The 24,664-nt window shown below is 35.9% G+C and carries 25 protein-coding genes and 1 pseudogene; 6 read left to right on the top strand and 20 right to left on the bottom strand.

The features are described 5' to 3' along the window. Positions 1–58 precede the first annotated feature (58 nt). From AC806_RS04140 to AC806_RS04120, 5 genes are all read right to left on the bottom strand, one after another. Complete coding sequence (locus tag AC806_RS04140) at positions 59–517, bottom strand: PTS transporter subunit EIIC (RefSeq protein WP_069028844.1); 459 nt, start codon at positions 515–517, stop codon at positions 59–61. A gap of 238 nt (positions 518–755) precedes the next feature. After that, a complete protein-coding gene (locus AC806_RS04135) occupies positions 756–1,808 on the bottom strand; it encodes a PTS fructose transporter subunit IIC (protein WP_069028843.1) in 1,053 nt (350 codons plus the stop codon). A 38-nt stretch (positions 1,809–1,846) separates the two neighbouring features. Further along, the gene (locus AC806_RS04130) at positions 1,847–2,161 is read right to left on the bottom strand and encodes a PTS fructose transporter subunit IIB (protein WP_069028842.1); all 315 of its coding nucleotides are present in this window, start codon (positions 2,159–2,161) and stop codon (positions 1,847–1,849) included. Positions 2,162–2,173: 12 nt separating this feature from the next. After that, on the bottom strand, positions 2,174–2,638 hold the full coding sequence (locus AC806_RS04125; protein ID WP_069028841.1) for a fructose PTS transporter subunit IIA: 465 nt from the start codon (positions 2,636–2,638) through the stop codon (positions 2,174–2,176). Then, complete coding sequence (locus tag AC806_RS04120) at positions 2,625–4,559, bottom strand: BglG family transcription antiterminator (RefSeq protein ID WP_069028840.1); 1,935 nt, start codon at positions 4,557–4,559, stop codon at positions 2,625–2,627. The genes AC806_RS04125 and AC806_RS04120 overlap by 14 nt, the downstream gene beginning before the upstream one ends. Positions 4,560–5,333: 774 nt before the next feature. Between AC806_RS04120 and AC806_RS04115 the strand changes: the two genes are divergently transcribed. Next, positions 5,334–6,692 carry an IS4-like element ISTeha3 family transposase gene (locus AC806_RS04115; protein ID WP_014123593.1) on the top strand — a complete coding sequence of 453 codons (1,359 nt, stop codon included), beginning with the start codon at positions 5,334–5,336 and terminating at the stop codon, positions 6,690–6,692. A 70-nt stretch (positions 6,693–6,762) separates the two neighbouring features. Here the strand turns inward: AC806_RS04115 and AC806_RS04110 are convergent, their stop codons facing one another. Further along, entirely contained in the window at positions 6,763–7,434 is a 672-nt protein-coding gene (locus AC806_RS04110; protein ID WP_069028839.1) for a hypothetical protein, read from the bottom strand. A gap of 279 nt (positions 7,435–7,713) precedes the next feature. Here AC806_RS04110 and AC806_RS04105 point away from each other — a divergent pair, with 279 nt between their 5' ends. Beyond that, positions 7,714–8,973 carry an IS110 family RNA-guided transposase gene (locus tag AC806_RS04105; protein WP_069028838.1) on the top strand — a complete coding sequence of 420 codons (1,260 nt, stop codon included), beginning with the start codon at positions 7,714–7,716 and terminating at the stop codon, positions 8,971–8,973. 81 nt (positions 8,974–9,054) lie between these two features. Here the strand turns inward: AC806_RS04105 and AC806_RS04100 are convergent, their stop codons facing one another. Further along, complete coding sequence (locus tag AC806_RS04100; protein ID WP_069028837.1) at positions 9,055–9,783, bottom strand: hypothetical protein; 729 nt, start codon at positions 9,781–9,783, stop codon at positions 9,055–9,057. A 190-nt stretch (positions 9,784–9,973) separates the two neighbouring features. Between AC806_RS04100 and AC806_RS04095 the strand changes: the two genes are divergently transcribed. Continuing rightward, positions 9,974–10,222 carry a type II toxin-antitoxin system Phd/YefM family antitoxin gene (locus AC806_RS04095; RefSeq protein ID WP_069028836.1) on the top strand — a complete coding sequence of 83 codons (249 nt, stop codon included), beginning with the start codon at positions 9,974–9,976 and terminating at the stop codon, positions 10,220–10,222. Continuing rightward, a complete protein-coding gene (locus AC806_RS04090; RefSeq protein WP_069028835.1) occupies positions 10,219–10,506 on the top strand; it encodes a Txe/YoeB family addiction module toxin in 288 nt (95 codons plus the stop codon). The genes AC806_RS04095 and AC806_RS04090 overlap by 4 nt, the downstream gene beginning before the upstream one ends. A gap of 309 nt (positions 10,507–10,815) precedes the next feature. Here AC806_RS04090 and AC806_RS04085 read toward each other — a convergent pair. The 6 genes and pseudogenes from AC806_RS04085 to AC806_RS04065 form a co-directional block, all read right to left on the bottom strand. Beyond that, positions 10,816–11,220: pseudogene (locus tag AC806_RS04085) on the bottom strand (beta/alpha barrel domain-containing protein); the annotation flags it as partial. Positions 11,221–11,244: 24 nt separating this feature from the next. Then, positions 11,245–11,349 (bottom strand): hypothetical protein, encoded by a 105-nt coding sequence (locus AC806_RS12300; protein WP_399266614.1) that lies wholly within the window; start codon positions 11,347–11,349, stop codon positions 11,245–11,247. 271 nt (positions 11,350–11,620) lie between these two features. Next, complete coding sequence (gene deoC / locus AC806_RS04080; RefSeq protein WP_197492667.1) at positions 11,621–12,319, bottom strand: deoxyribose-phosphate aldolase; 699 nt, start codon at positions 12,317–12,319, stop codon at positions 11,621–11,623. Between the two features lie 138 nt (positions 12,320–12,457). Further along, positions 12,458–13,471, bottom strand: coding sequence for a Gfo/Idh/MocA family protein (locus tag AC806_RS04075; protein ID WP_069028833.1), 1,014 nt, complete (start codon positions 13,469–13,471; stop codon positions 12,458–12,460). Between the two features lie 111 nt (positions 13,472–13,582). Further along, positions 13,583–14,449 carry a GRP family sugar transporter gene (locus AC806_RS04070; RefSeq protein ID WP_069028832.1) on the bottom strand — a complete coding sequence of 289 codons (867 nt, stop codon included), beginning with the start codon at positions 14,447–14,449 and terminating at the stop codon, positions 13,583–13,585. Between the two features lie 202 nt (positions 14,450–14,651). Beyond that, positions 14,652–15,509 carry a helix-turn-helix domain-containing protein gene (locus AC806_RS04065; RefSeq protein ID WP_069028831.1) on the bottom strand — a complete coding sequence of 286 codons (858 nt, stop codon included), beginning with the start codon at positions 15,507–15,509 and terminating at the stop codon, positions 14,652–14,654. Between the two features lie 623 nt (positions 15,510–16,132). On the opposite strand from AC806_RS04065, the gene ltrA reads away from it, so the two are divergent. Both ltrA and AC806_RS11670 read left to right on the top strand, forming a co-directional pair. After that, entirely contained in the window at positions 16,133–16,993 is an 861-nt protein-coding gene (ltrA, locus tag AC806_RS04055; protein ID WP_014123943.1) for a group II intron reverse transcriptase/maturase, read from the top strand. Positions 16,994–17,046: 53 nt separating this feature from the next. After that, positions 17,047–17,403 (top strand): group II intron maturase-specific domain-containing protein, encoded by a 357-nt coding sequence (locus AC806_RS11670; RefSeq protein ID WP_014123482.1) that lies wholly within the window; start codon positions 17,047–17,049, stop codon positions 17,401–17,403. 218 nt (positions 17,404–17,621) lie between these two features. Here the strand turns inward: AC806_RS11670 and tkt are convergent, their stop codons facing one another. From tkt to AC806_RS04020, 7 genes are all read right to left on the bottom strand, one after another. Continuing rightward, positions 17,622–19,613, bottom strand: a complete 1,992-nt coding sequence (gene tkt / locus AC806_RS04050; protein ID WP_069028830.1) for a transketolase — start codon at positions 19,611–19,613, stop codon at positions 17,622–17,624. A gap of 13 nt (positions 19,614–19,626) precedes the next feature. After that, on the bottom strand, positions 19,627–20,964 hold the full coding sequence (locus AC806_RS04045; protein WP_069028829.1) for a PTS ascorbate transporter subunit IIC: 1,338 nt from the start codon (positions 20,962–20,964) through the stop codon (positions 19,627–19,629). A 17-nt stretch (positions 20,965–20,981) separates the two neighbouring features. Continuing rightward, complete coding sequence (locus AC806_RS04040) at positions 20,982–21,251, bottom strand: PTS sugar transporter subunit IIB (protein ID WP_069028828.1); 270 nt, start codon at positions 21,249–21,251, stop codon at positions 20,982–20,984. Between the two features lie 21 nt (positions 21,252–21,272). After that, entirely contained in the window at positions 21,273–21,842 is a 570-nt protein-coding gene (locus AC806_RS04035) for a D-sedoheptulose-7-phosphate isomerase (RefSeq protein ID WP_083207560.1), read from the bottom strand. A gap of 17 nt (positions 21,843–21,859) precedes the next feature. Continuing rightward, positions 21,860–23,806, bottom strand: a complete 1,947-nt coding sequence (locus AC806_RS04030; RefSeq protein WP_069028827.1) for a BglG family transcription antiterminator — start codon at positions 23,804–23,806, stop codon at positions 21,860–21,862. 226 nt (positions 23,807–24,032) lie between these two features. Beyond that, a complete protein-coding gene (locus tag AC806_RS04025; protein WP_069028826.1) occupies positions 24,033–24,350 on the bottom strand; it encodes a type II toxin-antitoxin system RelE/ParE family toxin in 318 nt (105 codons plus the stop codon). Beyond that, entirely contained in the window at positions 24,351–24,602 is a 252-nt protein-coding gene (locus AC806_RS04020) for an AbrB/MazE/SpoVT family DNA-binding domain-containing protein (protein WP_069028825.1), read from the bottom strand. Between the last annotated feature and the right edge of the window lie 62 nt (positions 24,603–24,664).

Genomic DNA, 24,664 nt, shown 5'->3' with positions numbered 1-24,664 from the left:
CTATTATACCAGGATTTGAGTGGTTCATGCTATTTTTGTATAAAAAAACGTTTATTTATCAAGGGATGAACTGTATTTTTGAACTTTCAAGTTTTAGTTGTGTATTAATTTTAATATTTTTATTTAACCATTTAATACTATAACCAGCAGCAAAACCAGCTAGAATCGCTCCAAGAAACCCTGTCCCCATCTGTTCAACGAGTAAGCCACCTAGAAAGCCAGGCGCTATCCCAGGTCGATTGGCTATCCCAAAGGCAATATACCCTGAAAAAACTGGATACATTAATGTAAACATTAAACTTCCTGAATCGTAACACCAAGTAATAAAATCTAACATAGGGCTTCCTTGTGCTGCCAAGACTTCTTCAGTAAATTCATTTACATTAAAAAATACTGAGCCGAGTAGAGAGGAGACCCCCATTGTTACACCTGCAATAATAATTATAGGCATCATATATGAAATACCTGTCATTAGGTTCTTTTTTAAGTCGTTTAATATACTTTTCATACTAGACATTTTCATTTCTCCTTATAGAATTATTTTTTTACTGTTGGTTTATTAAAAAGTCGGATATTACAAACTAAGTGCCAATCGCAAATTTCAAAATAATTACTAAACAGCTCTAGGGATTCAGTTTTACAAAAGGATAAGGAAAGTGTCCAGCAATCTCAAAAAGAATCGTACATTTTTAGGTGAAAATTATTCACAGAATTTTAGAAATCACTCAAACTTAACAGACCTTTGCTAGTTGCTTTTATTTGTCTTCAATGGTTTCTATATTAGGTTTTGTAAAATGTAAAATAGCGACTGAAACAAATACGCCAATAAACATAGCAATGGTAAACCACAATTTCCCATTTACTACCGGAAGAATGACCAATCCTCCATGTGGTACGAGAGCTTCCACTCCATTGACCATGCCTAGACCGCCTGCAACTGCGCTACCGATAACAATAGCTGGCAATACTCGTTTAATATCCTTAACTGCAAAAGGAATAGCTCCTTCTGTGATTCCGATTAAACCCATGAAAAAAGTTGAAAGACCTAAGTTTCTATCTGCTTCTGTATATTTTTTCCGATCAATGAACGTCGAAATAGCCATGGCAAGTGGCGGAACAGCAACTGCAATTCGATGAGCTCCATTTGGTTCATAAACATTTTCAGCCATAAGTGCTATCGTAAATGCGGTAGCTGTCTTATTAATAGGACCACCCATATCTATAGCTGTCATAGCGCCTAAAAGCATCCCTAGGACAATAGCGCTGCCTCCTTGTAAACTACTTAATACATCGACTAACCAATCCATTGCAGCGCCAATCGGTACCGCAATGATATAAATATAAACTACCCCTAGAATGAACGTCGTTAAAATAGGTACAATTAAGATCGGCATAATGGTTCGAATAGTTGCAGGAACTTTCCAAGTTTTAACCCATCGTACAAAGTAGCCAGTAGCAACCCCCATGATCATAGCCCCTAAAAAGCCAGTTTCAACTTCTCCTTGGCCAATAGGGTTGTTTGCTATATAACCTAAAATCATAGCTGGAACCAAAGCTGGTTTTCCTGCTAATGAATTAGCAATATAGCCTGAAAGTAACGGAATCATCATCGCAAAACCGGCATCGCCAAGATCGTTCAGATTTTTCATAAAAGGATTGGTAACTTCTAACCCAGCTCCAGTTGTTTCACCAGTTGCTAGAGAGACTGCTAAGAAAATACCACCGACTACAACTGCTGGCAGCATAAATGATACACCAGTATTAAATGCTTTTTGTAAGTCTTTAAAGAAACTCCCCTTTTTCTTCATGTATCCTTCTCTCCTTTGTTTTTTTCCAATAGATAGATTTACAATTTTTCTGCTTCATCAAGAACTTTAGCTGGCTGTTGAATAACTTCTCCAGGGTCTACAGTAAATACTTTTCCTTCGTTTTCTTTTTCTTCAAATCGTTCTTCGCCATCGATACCAATTGCTACGGCCATAATCACAATATCCGCTTCATCAATTTCTTCTTGTTCTAGTTCATTTTCAATTCCCATACTACCTTGTGTTTCTACTTTGACTTCGTACCCTCTTTTTTTCCCCTCTTTTTCGATTGCCTCTTGTGCCATATATGTGTGTGCAATACCTGTCGGACATGCTGTTACTCCTACAATTTTCATTTGTTTTCCTCCTCAAATTTCTATTGAATTTAATTGCTTAAAAGCGCCATTACTACTGGTTTGTGCCATTAATTTTGTCCTAAATTCTTGATCTAATAATTTTTTACTTAATTGTGAAATAAACTTTAAATGTAAATTGTTTTCGCTCTCATTTGGAACACCAATTAAAAATATCAAACGCACTCTTTCTTCATTTTCTTCTGTCCATTTTATTTCCTCAGTTGTTCGCAAAAACGATATAAATGGGTATGACACAGCATCGGTTTTTCCATGCGGAATCGCAATCGAATAGCCAATCGCTGTAGGGACTTCTTGTTCCCGTTTTTTGACAGCTTCATAGAGCTTGTCTTTATCAGTTACATAACCATTCGTTTGAGCATTATTTACGATAATCTGTAATACTTCATCTTGACTGGTAACCTCTTGATCTAAAAATATCAAGTCCTCTGAGATGACACCTCTCTCATTTTGTTCCATTATGTTCACTCCCTAAATTCTTCAATAAAGCTTCTCTAGTTGTTTTACTGCGAAATTGTTTCAAAATTTTAGATTCATCTACCATGCTATAAATATCAGATAAAATCTTTCGTGTTTGTAAAGTGTCTTCTTTAGAAATACAGATGAGAAAAACAATATCCACGTAATACTTATCCCATTTAAACTTTTTTTTGTTCTTTATAATAGATACAACCGTTTGATTAACATATAATGGGTTCCCGTGAGGGACCGCCGTGCCAGAAGGTAAATCAGTTCCTCCCAATTTTTCTCGATGCGAAAGTCCAGAGATAAACTCTTGTGTCACAAATTCTTGATTCACCAATTGTCTCCCAACTTCTTCAAATAGTTCCTCTTTAGACGAAAAGTTCATATCTGCAAAAATAAATTCAGGATGAATAAATTTCTTCAAATGGTGCAGAGTTAATAATGGTTTCATTTGTCGAATATCGCTTGGTTGATAGCCCGATCGTTTTATTTTTTCTATATCCGTATCAGTTAAAAACGGAGAAACAAATATGACATTATTTGCAGGTATATCTTCTTTAATTGTCGAAATAATTAAATCAAATTTTTCAACATCAATATATTCTAGTTCAGCAACTGATGCGACTTCAATGGTATCTAAAGATGGGATGATATTTTTAATGCGATTCATTAATAATTCGGAGGTTGCAACCCCCATCTGGCAGACAATTAATATTTTTCGATTGACTTTGGCCCGTTCAATAGCCGATTGGAAATAGATGGTAAGAAAAGCAATCTCATCTTCATTAAATGAAAATCCCAATTTTTTCTCATACTCACTAAGAACCAGCCAAATAACATTAAAGGTCAGTGTAAATTCTGTTTTTATCTGTTCAGTAAAAGGATTCTCCGTTTTATTATTCGAACGTAAGCGATAAATCATTGGTGGAATATGATTAATTAATTGTTCTTCTAATTTTTTATCATTAGAAAAATCAATACTTAGCGCTTCGGATACTTGCATGATAAGTTTATTTACAAGAGCATCATCAATATTTTCTTCTGGCAGAGATTCAAATCGATTAGAAATCAAGTGTTGTGAAAAAAATACAACATCTTCATTCGTATATGAAAAATCTAATCTTGAAGCAGCTTTATGCAGAATTCTTACAGCACTTTCTTCAAAAAACAAAGCATCATCATAAACATGGATTTCTTGATTTTCTTGAACATGTTTTCCATTTAAGTTACGATAAACAAGAACAACGAAAATGTTCAATACATTTTGTACATAATAATCTGAAATCACATTGCTATTATCTCGAACATAGCTATACAAAATATTCGTACATACCGAAATAATTCTTTCCCCATAATAAGGTTCCAATAAATTCATCTTTTTAGAAATGGTATCTTCATAATAAAAATCTGAGTTGCTTAATATATATCGGTTAAATTGCAAATAAGCCTTTTGGATATCTACCTCACTTCCTGATATTCTCGTACCACGAATATCGCTTTTAAGTTCGATATTAGAACCTGCTTTAAGAATCTTCATAATAAATTCAAAGTCTTTAATGATAGACGTTTTGCTTACCATGTAAGTTTCAGATAGAAGGTTGAAACTTACCGAAGTTTCTTCAAACAATAACGATCTCATTATGCTAATCCGTCGAGTGACTGTGTTATACACATCGGAAATCTCATCGTTTTCTTTAGAAAATTCACTTTCTTTTAATTCTCTAATGGCTACTCCAACGCCTCGCTTTCGTTCTAAATATTTACCTAAACTTTGAATATAATCTTCTAACTGTTTTAGCTCTGAGTGTACTGTTCTTTGTGATACTCCCAACTTAGTGGCTATAGATTTTACAGTCAGAAAATCATCTTGTGATTCCAAAAGTTCAAGTAATTCTTTTTCACGCTTTGATAACATACGATACGCACATCCTAACTTAAAAACTGCAACTCTGTTAGCGTTATCATGAGTACATTTTTTATTATAGTCAGATAACTAAAATTTGAATATTACATTTCTTTGCAACAAGTTTTAAGCGAAACTTGTTTACTTGTTGCAATTGATAATTGGAATGAATGAAAAACCAGTATCTTCCATGATACTGTCAGCTTTTTATTCTAAAAATCTTTCTCGTAGGAGAATTTGCTTGTCTACAGAAAAACCTAGTCCCTTCGCTACAAAATTTTGTATATCTCCATAGTTTTTCTTTAAAACAAATAAGCTTTCTTGCAAGAATCAAAATATTCAAGATATTTATGAAATTTTGTTCATTTAGGTTCTTTAAAAGTTTAACTGAGCGAAAGGACGTTATATTATATAGATGTCCTTAAAGGTTAATACAAATTAATAACTAAACCACAATGTCATCCTTTACAAACTAAGTTGTACAATATTCTGATAGAAAACCAAAAAGAGAATCATTTCGTTTGCTCGACGATGAAATGATCCTCTTTTAAAATTTCTTCAGTCAATCAAAAAATGACTATAGCTTACACTTTCTATCTCTTGTTTTACTACTCAATTTAATAACTCAAGTTTCGCACATAAAAAAATAGGATAATCCATTGCCAGATCTGGGCCTGCATTGAATTCAATCGCCTTCTTGACTTTTTTAACAAAAGATACAAAAAGAACTCGCTTTGTTTTATAATTGATTTACCACAAATCAAAGACAAAGGAGTTCTTGCCCTTATGATACACTTAAAAGCCATCAAAAATCAATTACCAAATGAAGTAAAAGCGACTTTTTCCGAATTAAAGGTGCCTTCCTTTTTGCGTCAAGCTCACATCCACAAGCAAAAAGGCTATTCCGTCGCAGTCATCTTTACTTTTCTTTTTTCTTTAGTCTTTAAAGGCAAATCGCTTCATCAAGTCCTTTCTGGACGTGAGGCGGACCAATGGATGAAAAAAGATACGGTCTATCGTTTGATGAACGATCCTCACAATAACTGGCGGACCTTTCTTCTTCGTTTCAGTACTTCGGTGATCGAAAAGATCCATCGTCTGACGGATCCTCAAACTCATCTACGCACCTTGATTTTAGACGATTCTACCTTTTATCGAAATCGGAGTCAAAAAGTCCCTGGTTTAGCCCGTCTATGGGATCATGCCTTGCAAAAAGGCTACAAAGGATATCGTATGCTCACGTTGGGCTTTTCCGATGGGTATTCGTTTCTGCCTATTGATTTTAGTTTGCTTTCTGGCAATAAAAAAGTCCAGCCCACCATCTCTGTACAAGACCAGCGAACCGTGGGCGCTCGTCGATTCAAAGAAGCGCAGCGTCCCATGCCTGAAGTGGCGGTTGAAATGGTGGCACGTGCCCTTGATCAGGGCATTTATGCCACGCATGTGCTCATGGACAAGTGGTTTACTTGTCCGAAAATGATCGATCGGTTGCACGATTTAGGCATTCATACGATAGGGATGATGAAAAACGGAAAAACAAAATATCTCTACCAAGGGCGTTTTTATAAATTAAGCGAACTCTACCAAAAATCGACGGAAGAAGTAACTGCTGAAGCTATTCTTTCGTCCATCATCGTCCAGCCCTGTGCTGGTCAGCATCCTGTGAAGATCGTTTTTGTGAAAAACCACAGTAAACAAAGTGCCTGGTTAGCCATTATGACGGATGATCTGACGCTGTCTTCTCAAGAGATCGTCAAAACCTATTCTTTACGGTGGGATATCGAAACATTCTTTAAAGCATCAAAATCACTGCTTCATTTAGCGCAAGAAACACAGACACGGAATTATCAAGCCCTGCTCTGTCACACGACCATTGTATTTACCCGTTATATTCTCTTGAGCTGGCAACAACGCTGTGCCAATGACGAGCGGACACTGGGCGGCTTATTTTATGAACTCGCAGATCAGATGAAAGAACTTGATTGGTCTGTGGCATTGCTTGAGTTGGTCAAGATCATTCAGGCTGTCAGCGAAAAAGCAGAAAGTACACTACAAGACTTTATTGAAAGTCAACTACAACACTGGATCGATACGCTACCCAACTATATCAAGGGTTATCTACCGAATTTGGTGTGCGAAACTTGAGTTAATAATATTGAATAACGTTTTCTTTATCCTATTTTATATTGCTGAAGGTTTTGAATTTGATTATTCACTATACAATCAGCTGCTTTTTTCTCATTTCTTCTAGTAATAGCCGTTTTCTTTTGTGAATAGTTAAAAAGCTCGCCAACTCTTTTTCCCAAATAGTTTCCTGATTAAATTTGTAATAAATGCTTCGAATCTCTTCTAATATACTAACCGCCCTCCTATAATTTTCTCTTTTTCCTGCTTGAATAAAGTTATTCGCTTCTTGCCAATAGAGATCTATGATTTCTTCTGGATAGTCATCAATCAATTGTTTACTGAAATAATGACCATTATCCGGCGTATAGAAAAACCAATCATTAGATTTCCTATTAGCTGATTGTAGATAGTTTAAAACAAGATTTTTTTGTCCCTTTTCTAAACAAATTTCCAGGTAAAAATCCGTATCTTTTTCTTTTATTTGTTCTAGAATAAAAGGTTCATGTTGATTAAAGTCTTTTGTGTGTAAAAAGTGTTGACACTCGGAATAGATTTCTTCTATTGAATCATATTGACTAGTTGCTAACCAGTCGAATAATTTTTCCTTTGCTTGTTCATAATTACCCATCTTTTTATGGTATTTATACAACAATTCTGTTAGATATCCAGCTGCAAAAGAGCTCTTTTGCAAAGAATCAAATAATTTATCTAATGCTTCTATTTCATTTCTATAAATCCACCTTTCTACGAAAGGTACCAATCAGGTCATGAAAAAAGCCTGAAAGCCCCTTCGGTATTTGTTTTTTGTGTTATTCTTTGTTTACACAGGTCCCCAGCGCACGACAGAACCTGAGGAGGTGAGTGGCGGGGCTGTATAGCGGCAACCCCGCATTTCTATATAGTGTCGGTCATCCGTTAAGGCATCAATGAATGGCGCAAACCCGTAGCCCGTAAACTTATCTCTTCCAAAGTTGACTCGATTTCGCCGGATGACCCGTCCCTGCTGTACCTGTGATTCACTGATAATAGGAGGGATTTGATGTTTAAAATCTTCCGTAAAAATTGTTGTGGCTTGGATGTTCACAAAACTTGGATTTTTGCCTGTATTGGGATCACCGATACAAACAACCGAACAGAATATAAGCAAGCTCGCTTTTCTTCCTTCTCAAAAGGACTTGGAGAATTAGCTGAATGGCTCGCAAAATATTCCTGTACCGACGTTTGTATGGAATCCACTGGAAAATACTGGATTCCGGTTTTCAATATCCTTGAAAAAACTTGTTTTGTTACCTTAGCTCATCCCAAATATACCAAGCCACAGAAAGGAAACAAAACCGATAAAAAAGACGCGAAGTGGATCTGTGACTTGTTTATGTGTGACATGATCAAGCCGAGTTTTATTCCTCCTCCTGCTATTCGTGAGCTTCGCGATTTAATGCGTTATCGAAGAAAACTGACGAATATGAAAACAGGAGAGAAGAATCGTGCCCTAAATTGCCTCACCGTTTCCAATCTCAAATTAGATGGGGTATTCAGTGATGTCTTTGGAAAGACCTCCCGTTCGATCCTTTATTATATCCTTGAACACCCTGGAGAAACCTTTGATGTGACTCCTTTTGTGGACAAACGCTGTAAGAAACCGATTGAAGAGATCCAAGCCGCTGTGGATGGCGCGATTTCTCCTTCGCAAACCATTAAAATTCGACAATGTCTCGCACACATTGATGAATTAGAAGGACATAAAGCAGACATCGAACAAGAAATCCAGCAGCTTTCGATTCCCTATGCGCCTGTTTTAAAGCTACTTCGAACTATTCCGGGTTTGAACACGAATCCCATGACCGCTATTGCGATTCTTTCAGAAATCGGGGCCGATATGTCGGTGTTTGCTCACTCGAAAAATCTTATCTCTTGGGCCGGTTGCTGTCCTCGGAATGATCGAAGTGCGCAACGAGTGAAATCTACTCGGATTTCTCAAGCGGGAAATTATCTCAAGCCGCTTCTTGTACAAGTTGCCAATGCGGTCATTCGCTCCAAAGAACACCCGGAATTTGGCAACCGCTATCGTCGGATCAAGTCTCACCGGGGGCATAAAAAAGCTATCATTGCTATTTGTAAGATGCTCCTGACCGCTATCTGGAACGTCTTAAGCAAGGTAGAACCTTATGATCCAACCGGTTATTTTGTCGAATCGCAAATGTCCATACGCACCTCAAAAGTATTGACGCAAACTCAGGCACTAGCCCTTCTTAGAAGTAGAGGCTATGTCATTACCGACAAAACGGACGTAGCGAATTGATTTAACCCAAGAATTCTAACTTTGACTTGCCACCTGTAAAAAAATTTTAACTAGCAGAGGGCTTATTTGTTGCACACTTTTTTAGGTTTTAGCTGTTAATTTTATTTTCAAACTTTTCTTATAATAGTTAAATAAGTAATCGACGAGCTCTGTATTATCAAAGTCTGCTTCTTTAATCCCTTTGTAAGCAAATGACACAGCCTTGTCTATCTCTTGATGTTTATCATAGTACCTTACAATTTTGTAATAACCATGTGTAAATTCCAAATTATCCAGTGTAACCTGCAAGAAAGCTTCATCTTTTCCATGCTTTTGGTAGATATCGGCTGCTAAATCTGTGTAGAACGGATTGGGACCTTCTGCCAAACAGTCAGCAAGATACAGTTCCTCTTTTTCATTCTGACAAAGTTCAACAGCTAGATCGATCAACGAATCTTCAAAACCACTATTACTTCGGTTAAATTGCTCTAAGATATCATCGACAAGTTCCCCGCGCACACTCCACGGTAAATCATTCTTCTGAACAATTTCTGTTATATAAGATAACTTAAAAAATACTTCTTCATCTTCACTAAGAGAACTTCCGCCATAATCATTTGCGGAATCAACAATATCGTAAACCACTTCCCAATATTCTTTTAACAAATTTATTTCTATAGCTTTATCGTCGCTCTTTTTGTTTTCTCTTGCCCATTCTAATATTTGAGCATCCAAGTTCATATTTTTCCAACGTAATTGTTCTATAAGCTCTATCAATCTATTTTTATCAAAATTATTCAGTAAATTTTCAAAAAATTCCCTATCCTTCATTTAGATGCCACCTTTTAGGAAAACTTTATTATTTTTTTATATTTTAATGCTTTTGTTTATTTTTTTCTATAAGAGTTCTTTATGGTAATTTTCTTTTTACCAATGCACGGTCTAGTTTAATATAGTTGCTTTTTAAATTGACAAAATCAAAAGCGTACTATATTATGTACATATAAGGATGGTGTTTAAAATGGATTCAATGACAAGAACAAATCTCAGAAAGAATTTATTTAAAACTATTGATAAAGTGAATAAAGATAACACCCCGTTAGAAATTACAATTAATAGTAATGAAGGTACAAATGAAGGTGTCGTTATGCTTTCCAAAAGAGAATATGAAAGAATGCAGGAAGAACTTTATCTTCGTGAAACTGGTACTTTAGACTACGTCTTTGATCTGATGGATAATTCTTCAGAAGACGATTTTGAAGAACTATGAGTGTTTGGAGAGTTAAAGCGCATAGAGTTATAAAAAAAGAGCATATTCCATTACTTGAGCAATCTGGATTAAAAAAAGACTTCGATGAGATTGTTGAGACATTAAAAGAAAATCCTTTTGCAAATGTCCGAAGACAAGAAAAATTAAGTCCAAAAAGTAGAGGACTCTACTCTATGAGAATAAATAATAAACATAGAGTTGTTTATTCAGTTAATAAAAAAGATAAAGAAGTCACAATTTTAGCAGCATGGTCGCATTATGAAAAGAATATACCAAAATTATAAAGACTAGATAAAACTGATATTGTAAAAGTTTTTTCTAGTCTTTATTTTTTTCTTATCAAGAGGTAAATTTCAATTTCGTTCTCACTTTGTTAAGTAAGTACTTAAGGATTGATTAGAAGTAAATTTAGACTCTGCTAAGCTCATAAGTAAGCAAAAGTAGTGAGCTAAAAAAGAAATAAGCACATAAGTTCAGTACTAGTGGGGTTAAATCATGATAACCACATTAGTTTGTCCGACTTATGTGGTTACTTTACTTATTCTTTATAAAAAATTGGCTACTATGAATTAACTTCACAGTAACCAGTCTTTTTACTTCATCGGTGTAGCTGTTTCTTTCAATGTTTCATTTAATTCATCAATGTTTTGTTTACCTTGTGTTTGTAACCATTCAATAGCGGCTTGTTCGCCACTTTTTACAAAGACAGGAACGCCATCTGTCCAAGTTGTCCGGCCACATAAGACGCCATTAAATGTCGATCCGGCTTCTTTAGCAAAACGCAAGGTGTTACGTAATAATTCAGCTGATACTCCGGCACTTAAGAAGATGAATGGTAAATCAGTTGCATTGGTTTGATCAACAAAGTAATCAGCTGCTTCATCTTGACTATAAACAACTTCTCCATCACTATAACCTTCGACAAAAGCCATGTTTACTGGCACTTCAACTTTTAATACATCCACATGGTATTTTTCAGCAGAAAATTCTTTCATCATTTATTTCTCTGTTTTTCGATACCGTTATTCAAATGCTATAACACCCTTCAATCCAACCGATTTTTCAGCATTTCCCAATGCTTGTTGACATTCTTCTTCGTTCATTGCAAGAGGTTTATCACATAAAATATTTTTTTTTACTTGTGCTGCAGCTATTGCAATTTCTTTATGGTAAGTAAGCGGTCGGTCGGCGTCACAATGATTACAGCATCAATTTCCTCGTTCTTTAAAGCATCATGCTAGTCTTTATATATTTTTTTGTCATCTAGCTCTGCTTGAGCATTCTGTAAACTTTCTTCCAAAGGGGGGCACACAAAGCGATGAGTTCGGCATTTTTAATTTTTCCAGCCATATTTCTAGCATGAATCATGTCCGCGCGCCAACGCCAATAAGATAAATATTAACCATCCAACTGTGCCCTTTCTGCTCGATATTCTTCAATAACTTTAACACTTGAACTCATGCCTAAACGATCGGCCCCTGCTTCAAGCATATCTTTAGCAGTTTTCAAGTCACGAATACCTCCAGCAGCTTTGACTTTTACTTTGTCACCAACCACTTCTTTCATTAATTTAACGTCAGCAACAGTTGCTCCAGCTGAACCAAAACCAGTGGTCGTTTTAACAAAATCTGGTTGAACTTCTTTAGCTATTTCACAAACTTTTTCCTTTTCATCGTCTGTTAAATAACAAGTTTCTAAAATAACTTTCGAAAGAATATTTTCTTTTTTACAAATATCTACAATTGTTTGCATCTCTTCTTCAATATATTTGTCATTACCATCTTTTAATTTTGATAAGTTGATAACATAATCAATTTCATCTGCGCCATTTTTAATTGCTTCTCTGGTTTCAAATACTTTTGTTTGGATAGTCGTTTGCCCTAAAGGAAAGCCAATCGCAGCTCCCACATGAACCGGACTATCCCTTAATAACTTTTTACATAGTGTAACCGGCGCGGAATTAATCGCTACCATTTTAAATCCATACGCTCTTGCTTCTTGACATAACTTTTCAAAAGCGGCTTCTTGTGCATCTGCTTTTAATAAAGTATGATCGATTTTATTAGCTAATTGTTCTACCGTTAAATCTATCGTCATTTTTATTCTCCTTTTCATACATTTGTTTTCGCTTACATCATAACATTTATCCTAGTTTGTTACATCTAATTATTGTAAAGCAAAAAAACGCTAACTCGTAAATTAGCGTTTTTTTTGCTTATATAACTTAGAGAAAAACTATTTATAAATCTCGGCTTGTTCAATCATCGTTACTTTTTCTGGTTGGCCGGTTTTCCTTGATTGAATTAATGCATCTGAGGTTACACAAGAAGCATAACCATCCCAAGTGCTGGCTCCGACAAGTTGATCATTTAAAATACCTGTTGCCCATTCAATAAACTCCTCATCATAAGAATCCGCAAAACGACTCGCCCAATGATCTCCTAAACCGTAAGAAACTTGTTGGTTTTTTCGCTTAGTCACTGCGGCCGGATCTGGTAAATCTAGTGTACCATCCTCTCCAACCACTTGGCAGCGAATGTCATAAGCGTAAGCACCATCTGTTTGGACTTCAACATCAATACGCTGTCCTGATTTTGTTGTAAACATCATCAACTGTGGGTTTAACCAATCGCCGGAAGTGCGTTTACTTTGTTTTACTTTAAGAACTTGGACTTCATCGTATTCGTCATTTAATAACCAACGACTAATATCAATTTCATGAATAGCAACACGAGTGATTGCGTAATCAGTTTGGAAACCAGCAGCCTGTGCGATATTGCGGTGTGCACTATGAATCATTAACGGCTCACCGACTTCACCTGCTTCAATCGCTTTTTTCATTTCAACATACCCTTTATCAAAACGACGATTAAAACCCATTTGTAACAAACGATGGCCTTGTTCACTTTCAATTGCCATCATTTCTTCGCATTCTTTGGCAGTTAACGCTAGTGGCTTTTCACAGAAAACATATTTATTTTGTTTTAAACACTCCACAACGTAACCAGCATGCGTTTCATCTGTCGAACAGACTACAACCGCGTCCACGTCATTACTTGCGATTAATTCTTCACCACTTGCGAAACTTTTAGCGTCATATTTTTGCGCAACTTCATCTGCAACTTTTTCTACATAGTCGTATACAGCCACGACTTTAGTCTGAGAAACGACGTTCGTTAGTCGTTCAACGTGTTCCTTTCCGATCGCTCCACATCCGATAACACCTACACGAATCAAATGATTATCCAATGAAATTCCTCCTCATATTTTCATTACATTACTATATTTTGCAATTTCAAGCGTTCTCTTACTCTGTTACAAAAATAACATATTTCACTTTTCTTGTCGTCCCCGAAAATCCTACTTCGTCATACCTATCAAAATACCTCCGGCAACCACCAAGATTAAACCACTTAAAGTGTACTTAAGTTCTTTGGAAGTTTTTATTTCATGAAGAATAAGCAGTCCACCTATAGTGGAAACCACCACATTCATCTGAGAAAGGGTAAAACCTAATGCAACGCCATTTGCTTCATTGGAAAGCATAAGTGTAATATTCCCAATAGCAAAAAAGAGCCCAATAAGTAAATTTTGAAAAGACTTTTTTCCGAAAATATCTGGTTTCTTCTCAAATGAACAAAACAAAATCGAACCGATAAACATACCAATCGCTTGTGGGAAAATTGCATCCCAGCCATTAATATCAGCAAGACGAGGAATTACTGCGTATAATACAAAACCTGCAGAAGAAACAATTAATGTAATCATCCCTTTTTTCATGTCTACTTCATTACTTATTTTTTCTACTTTTTCTTGATAAGCAGTAAAAGTAACACCCGCAATAATTAATACTAATGCACTTATTCCTAAAAAATAATGCATTGTTTGAGTCCATTCTCTAAAATACAATACACCCACTAAAGTTGTACCAATTAATTGTGTCCCAGTCGAAATCGGCATTGCACGTGAAACACCAATTATATGAAAACTTTTAATTTGGTTAAACTGACCAAATGACCAAGATATCCCACATAAAAATGAAGCTATAATTAGATTGGCAGACCATGTAGCTGGTTGATAAAAAAATAAAACCGCCACTGAGAATATTAATGTTCCCATAGACATTCCCATTTGTTGATTTGTTGCTTTACCACCAATTTTTTGCATAACTAGTGGGTTGATTCCCCACATTAACGCTGGCACTAGGGCCAATAAAATATTACCCATATTAAAACCACCTCTTGTTTTTATTTTCACAATAAATGAATTACTAGGCTGACTAATAATTAACAACTTGTGTCTACCATTAAATTATAGAAGACAATTGGTTAAAAGTATTTTCGTATCTTGCGCAATATGTGATTTACTAAACTTAGTAAAAGTCCTTCTCAAAAAAGTAAAAAACAAAAATTTTAAAATCTTGCGTTCACTATTTCACGTACCTATCTCGATATTCTCTGGGACTTAGAGAAACAATCTTTTTGAAAAGTGTTGAAAAATAAGCAGAACTATTAAATCCTACTTTGTGAGCAATTTCTGTGACTGAACTTTTAGTTGTAATTAATTGCGTTTGAGCTTCTCCTATCCTGCGTCGTTGTAAATATTCAATGGGTGAATAACCATAAAGCTCTTTGAATTTATGAGCAAAATAAAATGAATTGATATTCCACCGTGGATTACTTTCTAAATTCTTTACTTTAAACTCTTGAGTAAAATTTTCATCCATATATAATTTAATATCTTGTACGATAGCTAACTTGTTATCTTTTTTCTTCATATTGTTTTTATTTTGTAGAATATTCGACTTTAATAAAAGCACTAGCGTTACAAAAAACTGTTGCACAATTGTTGCATAATTGAGCTGTCGTTGCTCTAAAACTAGAAAACAAGTTTCAAAAATATTTTTTATAATATTAAAGTTTTCTCTTGTTTTAAAGATAGGCATTTCTTGATCAGAGATCAAAGCTCCTGGTCGTAGTCCTTTTTCTTGCACCCCTTTTAAACCAATACAATACGAAGAGACGGCTTCATTTTTAAAAAATTCCTCATGTACAACGTCACTATTATAGACAACCAGATCTCCTTTTTCGACAAGATACTCGCGTTCATCAATAAAGATTTCCCCTTTTCCTTCAGTAACTAAGAGCAATTCAACAATATCTGAATGCGCATGTAAGGTACGAGGATGGTTACGATCTTCTATGTTTACTTGACTAATATATATAAAACAAGGGTTGTTTTCATTAAATTTTTGAGTAAATGATTTCGGTAAAAATAACTGATGCATAGCATGCCTCCTTTAAATACAGTAGGAAAATGTGCAAATATTCTTTAAGATTAAATATAAATTCATTATAACAATTTTAAAGCAATGAAACCTTATTCGCTTTAAATTTTTGTGCGCTCGGCATGGGCGATAACTTGGTGGTGAAAGTCCACTACAGGCTTGGCAGTAGGAACTGTTAGCTAAAAGCAAGGGTGTCCGTCGTGAGGCGGAATCTGAAGGAAGCTGGAGGCAAACACTCGCACTGACGAACAGGAATCTCATAAGAAGGCTGAATTGGGACGGACGAGCTTGCAAAACAAAGCAAAGTCCAATACTGCCCGAATCCCATACAGTAAATGAGGCGGTGACGTGAGTGGAAAGTTATCGCACCTTACCCGAGGAGGTCTGCCTAGCGATAGAAATCGTAGTAACAACGAATAGGCAGAAGTCAGCCAAGGTCATAGTAGTATCCTATGGATATGAAGGACTGAACAATAATAACTTTGAAGTAAACAAGGAGGTGGACGTGCTCACCAGGACCGCAGCCAATACCGTGGTAAAGACCGATAGGTAGCTCACTCGTGGAAGGATAAGCTGGAAGCAAAAGAAGAAATGAGGAGCGCGTAAGGGAGCACGACAATAAGATGATGAACCAAAGTGGCTTTCCATTAATGAACGAACTCGTCAGCTCAATGAATATAGATCGAGCGATCGAGAAAGTCAAAAAGAACAAAGGAGCACCGGGAATCGATGATATGACGGTATCTGAAATCAAATCTCATTTGAACAAGTATCGTCGTCCCTTTGTACAAAAGCTGAGAGAAGGGACCTATCGCCCACAACCAACAAAACGTGTGGAAATTCCTAAAGGAAACGGCAAGAAACGAAAATTGAGCATCCCCGTCGTACGGGACCGCGTAGTACAACAAATGATTTTACAAGTCATCACGCCCTTGATCGACCCGACCTTTTCGGAAAACAGCTATGGGTTTAGACCTGGAAAAAGCTGTCAACAAGCAATAGCGAAGGCAGGCCAATATTATGAAGAAGGCTATGACGTGGTTGTCGACTGTGATTTAAAGAGCTATTTCGACACGATTAACCATCAGAAACTTATGCATCGTATGCAATGGTACATCGAAGAAAAGGCCGTTCTCCAACTTATTTGGAATTTCTTAAACGCAGGAGTAATGGAGGGCGAAATTCTTCGTCCAACTTCAAAAGGAGCCTCCCAAGGGAGCCCGCTTTCTCCTCTTTTAGCCAATGTTTATCTGGACCAATTGGACAAGGAACTCGAAAGAAGAAACCATCGGTTTATTCGATACGCGGACGATTTTATTATCTTTGTCCAAAGCGAGCGGGCCGCTCAGAGAGTCCAAGAAAGTATTACCCAATTCCTGGAAAAGAAATTACGATTGACGGTGAATCAAGAAAAGAGCCAAATCATTAAGGCGCATCAATTAGAATACCTGAGCTATCGTATGAGAAAAGATAAGGGAAAGTAAAGAGCCGACCCACAGCGTCGGCCAAACAAAAGTTCAAAAGAACGCTGAAAAGATTGACGAACCGAAAAAGGGTGGGCACGCTAGATGAGATGATCAAAACCATCAATCAGTACACCCAAGGTTGGATTCAATACTATAAAGACGGAGAACTAAAAACTTTCCTAGCTAAACAGATGGAATACTTACGACATAGGTTGCGAGCCTTGATTTGGAAAAGATGGAAGAAAGTCGATACGAAATACCGCCAACTGAAGGCAAGAGGGGCCTCTCATAAAGAGGCCATGACGTATGCGAATAGCCGGAAACAGTATTGGCGAATTTCAAAATCAAAACTTCTAAATAGAATCTTCAGCAAAGAAAAGTTCAAACAATGGAAACTCAAGGATTTCATTGAAATCCTTGAGAAATAAAAGCTTAAATTATTGAACCGCCGTATACGGAACCGTACGTACGGTGGTGTGAGAGGTCGACTAATCAATTAATGGTTAGTCTCCTACTCGATTTAACTACGCAAGATTCAAAGAATAAAAAAGCCGATTTATTCTTATATTTAGTCTACAAGAATAAACCGACAGTTTCATGGCACTATAAAAAATAAACTTCTATAATTATCTCTACATAAATATCTTTACAAAGATTTAAATTTATTCACTACATTACCCACAGTAAATCCAAAGGCTTCCATTACCTCTTCTGGGTCTCCTGAATAACCGAAGGAATCAACAGATAGAATTTTACCTTCAGACCCTGCATATTCTCTCCAACCTAATTTTGAAGCCATTTCTATGGTTACTCGCTTTGTTAAATGCTTAGGTAATATTTTTTCCTTATATTCTTCAATTTGCGCTTCAAATAAATCCCAAGAAGGAAGACTCACAACATTCACCGCAATATTTTCTTTGGCAAGAGCCTCTTGGGCCTCTACTGCTAATGAAACTTCCGAACCACTAGCGATTAATATCCCCACAGGATCTTTCACTTCAGAGACGATGTAGCCTCCATGGCTTACACCTTCTATTGCCTGATCCAAAGAATGAGTAACTGGTACAGTTGCTTGTCTTTCTAGTACGAGCATTGTTGGTTTAGTCTTTTGTTTTAAAGCGAACTTCCAAGCTGCTGCTGTTTCGTTGCCATCTGCGGGGCGAATTACTTGCAAGTTCGGCATAGAGCGAAAAGCAGCGAGTTGCTCGACCGGCTGATGCGTAGGGCCATCTTTGCCGACAGCAATACTATCGTGACTAAAAACATAAGTGACTGGTAAGCCCATTAACGCAGCCAATCGTATCGCAGGTTTCATATAATCGGAAAAAATAAAATATGTGCTGACAAAAGGTAGAAAATGATGCAGCGCGAGTCCATTTGCGATCGCCGTCATACCAAACTCTCTGACACCAAAATAAATATTTTTACCAGAAAAATCAGAAGCAGTAATCGCTGAAGAATTATCAATCGTCGCTTTTGTCGACGAACTGACATCTGCTGCGCCTCCAATTAATTGCGGAATATGAGTAGATAATGCATTTAATATTTTATGAGAAGCAGTTCGAGTAGCTAACATCCCCTCTTTAAACGAAAGTTCGTTGAATATTTCGGACCAGTCCTCTGGTAATTTTTGTTGCAAAAAATCTTCTAATATTTGAATTTTTTCTGGATTATTCTGCTTGAGTGCTGAATAATCTTGCTCCCATTTTTCTTTTAACCGTTTTCCCCTACTTTTTAAATCTGAAAATGCCTCATAAGCTTCCTCAGGGATAGTAAATGGCGTATCATATTCCCAACCTAAGTTTTCCTTGGCCTTCTTTGCGTCTTCTTCTCCCACCGGATCACTATGTGCATCACTAGTTCCTGCAATTTTGGGTAAACCGTAACCAATCGTTGTTTTCACTTCAATTACTGTTGGTTGATTTGTTTCTTTAGCTTGACAAAGAGCTTTATCAATTTCTTCTATATTTTGCCCATCTTCAACTAATAAATGCTGCCAATGGACCGCTTCAAATTTCTCTTGAATATTATCAGAAAAGGATTGCTCCAAAGCGGCATCCAAAGAAGATTGGTTAGAATCATACAACACGATTAACTTTCCTAATTGCAAGTGCCCGGCAAAAGAAATGGCTTCATGACTCACGCCTTCCATTAAATCTCCGTCACCGCATAACACATAGGTATAATGATCAATCAATTGATTTTGTTCTTCATTAATCGTATCAGCTAACTTCTCCTCCGCTAAAGCCATCCCTACAGCCATAGAAATTCCTTGCCCTAAAGGTCCTGTCGTCACTTCTACCCCTTCTGTTTGTTCCCATTCTGGGTGCCCTGGTGTTTTACTATTGAAAGAACGGAATTCTTGCAAATCTTTTTTTGAAACATTAAAACCACTTAAATGTAATAACCCATACAGTAACATAAACCCGTGACCTGCTGATAATACAAAACGATCCCGGTTAAACCATTGTGGATCTTCTGGATTAATCTTTAAATGTCTATTCCATAATGTATAAGCCATTGAAGCCGCCCCTAAAGGAAGCCCCATATGTCCGCTACTTGCTTTTTCGACAGCATCAATGGTCAATGTTCGTAAAGTATTGATTGCTAATTGTTCTTTTTTAGAATTTGTACTCATGTAATAATCTCCTTTAAACTTCTATTTTCTTTGCTGGACGTACAGCTGAATAGATAAAGTAAGCCACTAAAATAGCAACGATGCCATAAATCCCGACTTTACCAAACCAGTTATAAAAATAACCAAGTACAATTCCAACAACAGCAAAATCAGAATCTCCAAAAGTAGAGTTAGTAAATCCTAAGTCTCCTAATAATGGTAGCAAAATTGCTGGCAACAAAATTAGCAATGCGCCATTAATAATGCCACTAATAATTGTCCCTCGTCTTCCTCCTGTTGCATTGGCTAACACACCAGAACCAGCACCTACAAAGAATAATGGAATAAGCCCCGGAATGATCACTGGTAAATTAAACAACGGCAAGAGTAAAAACATAAGGAAACCACCGACGACAGAAGCGACAAAACCTACTAAAACAGAATTAGGCCCATAAGGAAAAATAACTGGTACATCCAAAGCTGGTTTCGAATCCGGTACAATTTTTTCAGAGATTCCTTTAAAGGCAGGAACAATTTCAGCCAACATCATACGTACTCCTTGTAAAACAATCACGAAACCAGCTGTAAAAGTAAGTGCTTGTGTAATGGCAAACATCACAATGTTATCTCCACCAGACATTTCACCAATAACCGCGCTATCAGCAAACAAGAATGTAAGAACATAGATAATTATCATAACAATAGCTGTAGAAATCGTATTATCTCTAAAGAAACCTAAGCCTTCAGGAATTTTTAAATCTTCTGTAGATTTTTCTTTATTCCCTACTAATTTACTAATCCAGCCAGATAACGCATAATTGGCCGCATTAAAGTGACCCATAGCGATATTATCATTTCCCGTCACATTACGATAAAAAGGCTGAACAATGGCAGGAGAAATCGCCATAAACGACCCTAACAAGAACGCACCAATCGCGACTAGCTCCACGCCCGAAAAACCGGTTGTACCAAGCACTGCAGCTAATAGCGCCGACATAAACAAGATATGGTGACCTGATAGAAAAATGTATTTAATGTTAGTCAATCGAGCGATCAGGATATTCATGATAAAGCCAAAAGCCATAATCAAACTCATTTCTGTTCCCAGCAAATTTTCCGCAATTCCAATAACAGCTTCATTTGCCGGAATTACCCCTTGGACATTAAATGCATCTTCAAAAGCGGGCCCCAGCGTTTCTAACGCTCCAGAAATAATGTCGCCCCCACTGGATAAGATTAGAAAACCGATGACGGTTTTACCTGTTCCGGTAATAATTTTCGTTACTGGTTTTTTTAAAGCAACCAAACCAATAAAAGCGATGAGTCCGATGATAATTGCTGGCTGATTAAAAAAACTATAAATAAAATTCATTCATTTTCACTCCATTTCTATGACTTTAACTGAGGTAAAATAGCTGCTCTGATCGCCTCTTTATCAACTACATTGTTCACAAACACTTTTGGAGTCTCAACGTCAGTTAGCTGATTTTCTAATTCAGCAGTGGAAATAATTAAATCTGCACCTTGTCCACCTACAGAACCTAAATCACAAGCTTCTACTTCTCCTTTAACATCCTCTTCTTCTAAAATCGCATCCACATTCATTTTCATAATCAAACTAGAACCTGAACCCATGCCACATACTGTTAATATTTTCATCTGTATTTCCTCCTAAAATTTTTATTTATTATTTACTACACTTTCTTCTACTTGCGTTAAGACCATATGGAAAATGGACATCGCAATTTCTTCAACTAAATCCGAATCTTTAAATGGAAAATCGACACATTTGTCTGTCCACTCTTTCAACACTCCTCCATTATTTCCCAGTACCGCAATCGTATATATTTCCTTTTCTTTCGCTTTTTTCAACGCCTGCAATAAATTAGCAGATCCTGCACTAGAAGACATGATAATAAGAACGTCTCCTTTGTTTCCTATCCCCTCCACTTGACGAGCAAACACTTCCTCGTAGCCATAATCATTCCCAGTCGCTGTCATCACACTAGGATCAACGGATAGTGTCACACCAGCAAAAGCTCCTCTTTCTATTTTGTAGCGTCCAACAACATCGCCTGTAATATGTTGTGCATTCGCGGCACTTCCGCCATTTCCAGCGGTTAAAATTTTACCTCCCTCTTCCAAAGCCTTTGTGAGTATTTCAGCTGCTTGTTTCATTTGTTCTACCTTTGTCTCACGAATATTTTGTAAAGTTTCTATCCTGTTATCAACTTCTTTTAGATAATCCATTTTTTATCTATCTCCTTTTAAATCTCCGTTTTATCAATATACTGTAAAATCCCTTCCTTATCAGAAGAACGTAATAAGCGATTAAATCGATCTTCTTTTAGAGCTTCTACTAACTCGGAAAGCGCTTTTAAATGGGAGTTATGATCAATAGCCGCTAAGCAAATAACAGTATAGACAGGATCATTCTCCTTATTACCAAAATTAATTCCCTTATCTAAGGTAATTAAACTCATACCAATTTTATGAACGCCATCTTTAGAACTAGCATGTGCTAAAGCAATATGTGGTGCGATAACGATGTATGGACCAAATTTTTCTACAGACTCTACCATCGAATTCGTATAAGTCCTATCAATGGTTCCTTCTTCTTCCAAAATTTTTCCGCCATAAATGATTGCTTCTTTCCAACCATTGACGTTAACTTGAGTATCAATTGTATTTTCTGTTAATAATTCTTTTAACATCGGTTCATAGCTTCCTTCCGTAATTTTTTCTTGAATCATTTTTTCATCTAAAATCTTTTTTTCTAATAATTGAATCTTATTGACATCTATTTCGGAAAGAACAGCCGATACTTCAACAAACGGAATATCTATAACTTCTAGCGGCACAGTAGAAATAATCATATCCGCGTCATATAAATGCGCTTGCAAATAGTCTTTGGTGACCACTTCCATAGGAAAATTAAAATGCTGTTCTAATTTATTTTTTAAAAACTGAGAAGTTCCTACGCCCATATGACAGACTAGAAAAACATTTAGATTTTTAGTATAGATGTTTTTCATTTTTTCCATCGAAGAAATGAGATGTAAGGTTACAAAAGAATATTCTTTATCATCACTTATTGAAATATGGTGTTGTGTAAATACCTGCTTCATTACTTTTTTGACAGCAACATAGACAGTTGGATACATATTTCGAATCTTTTTATACATCTCTTCATTGATCAAATCACTAATATCAGTATCTTTAGTTATAGTTGTCTGGAAATGTAAGGCTAAATTTTCATATAACTCTTTGTCTTTTGTTAAGTCAATGTTTAATTTCTTACTAATTTCCGTTATTACATTATTTGCTAAAATATCCAAGTTTACTTTAAACCCTTGATAGATCACCTCGTTTTTGATGAAATGTCTTTGATAAAGCTGATTGGATAGAAATAAAATTTCGGGGGAATCGAACAAAATGTCAAAGTATCTTTCTAGTAAATGACAATTGTTGCTAACAATTTCTAATTCATTGATAGAATAGCCAGCAGCGGGTTTATAATTTTCGCTTACATATTTGTTGCTCTTTATTCGTTTAATAATCGTCACAATAATTTCTTCGAATTTTTGAAAACTATCATCTGTCATTTGTATCATTAATTCTTCTTCCACTTTTTTAATCCAATAATTGATAAAAGAACGATCACTTGTTTCCAGTTCTTTTAAATAATTACTCGAATGTATGGCTTTTTCTATAAATATAAAATAAAGCTCGCGTTGATTTTCTTCAGAACCTGATAAATAAAATCCTCTCTTTTTTTCAAAATAAATGGAGATATCTTTTTTCTGGGCGATTTTTCTTAATTCTTTCAAATCATTATTGACTGTACTTCTACTAACTAATAAGCAATCCATAAAATATTCGATCGTAATCCGTCGTTCTTCCCAAAAAATTTTATTGTATAGAAATTGCAACCGAAATGCGGGCTCTTGCCAAAAATCTTCTTTATTATTCGGAGCGTCCTTGTTGGATAAAGCCTTTTCAATCAGGTTTTTATTATCATTAAGTGAATAGGTAACCTTCACTTGTTTTTCTAAACTATTTAAATTTTTACTTTGTAAAAATTCATCAATTTCCAAAAAATTATTTCTTACTGTCCGCGGTGAAACGCCCAATAGTTTAGCAATGTCATTTAACTCGATCGTTTTCTTTTCAAGAATAAGAGTCAAAATTAGCTGGCTTCTTTCGCTTAACATTTGCTTCCTCCTTACATCGTATTATCCGATACTTTTTTACTAAGGAACAGCTCAATTCTTTTCCATGATTTTGAAAGGGCTTAAATACATAAACTATCATACTATGACTTTCCATCGAATAACTGTAAAAAAATAACCGAAAAGGTTTGTACATATACAAACTTTCTCGGTTATTTATAGGTCAAACTAAAGAAGATATTTCTCTCAGTTTCTTTTCTCATTCATGTTAAAATTGGACTTTCATTTGCTTCTGCTTAAAAAAATTACCAATTAAAATTTTACTATTCTTTTTATCAATTCGATAAAATATAGCAAACGTTTTTCCAATAAGAACACGATAAGTAGGTTTCTCTAGACCATATAATGCAGAAACCTCTTCATACATTTCAGGAAAAGCTTTGAGTTGCTCTAAAGATTGATAAATAAGCTGGATAAAATGACGGATTTTTTCTTCAGAAAGAAAAAGTTTTGTTTCCCATTCATCAATATTAGTATTCAAACTATTTCTAAAACTTTCTGTATAAACAATTTCAAACTCTTTCATTTACTCGCCCCAACCGTATTTTCCAAACTCTTGTTTCATCTCCTCCTCGGAAAGAACACGCCCTGTTTCAAAATCTGCAAAACTTTCTTCAATCATTTGACGATCATGTTTTTGTGCTAGCTGTTGCGTATCAATAATATAGTGATTATCTTTTTTTTGATAATTTAAAATATCTCCTTCTTCCAATCCCCACTCTTTAGGAAAAATAGCTCCAACTGAGTTTCCAATTTTTCGTACTTTAATCTTTCCCATAATATCATCCCCTTGTTTTTATGTATAATTAATTATAACATGTTATAACGTATTTCGCTATT

The organism is Tetragenococcus halophilus, assembly GCF_001712815.1.
In the GTDB taxonomy this organism is placed as follows: domain Bacteria; phylum Bacillota; class Bacilli; order Lactobacillales; family Enterococcaceae; genus Tetragenococcus; species Tetragenococcus halophilus.
Note: the sequence above shows the minus strand (reverse complement) of the source record. Positions and strands in the feature narration are given on the sequence as shown.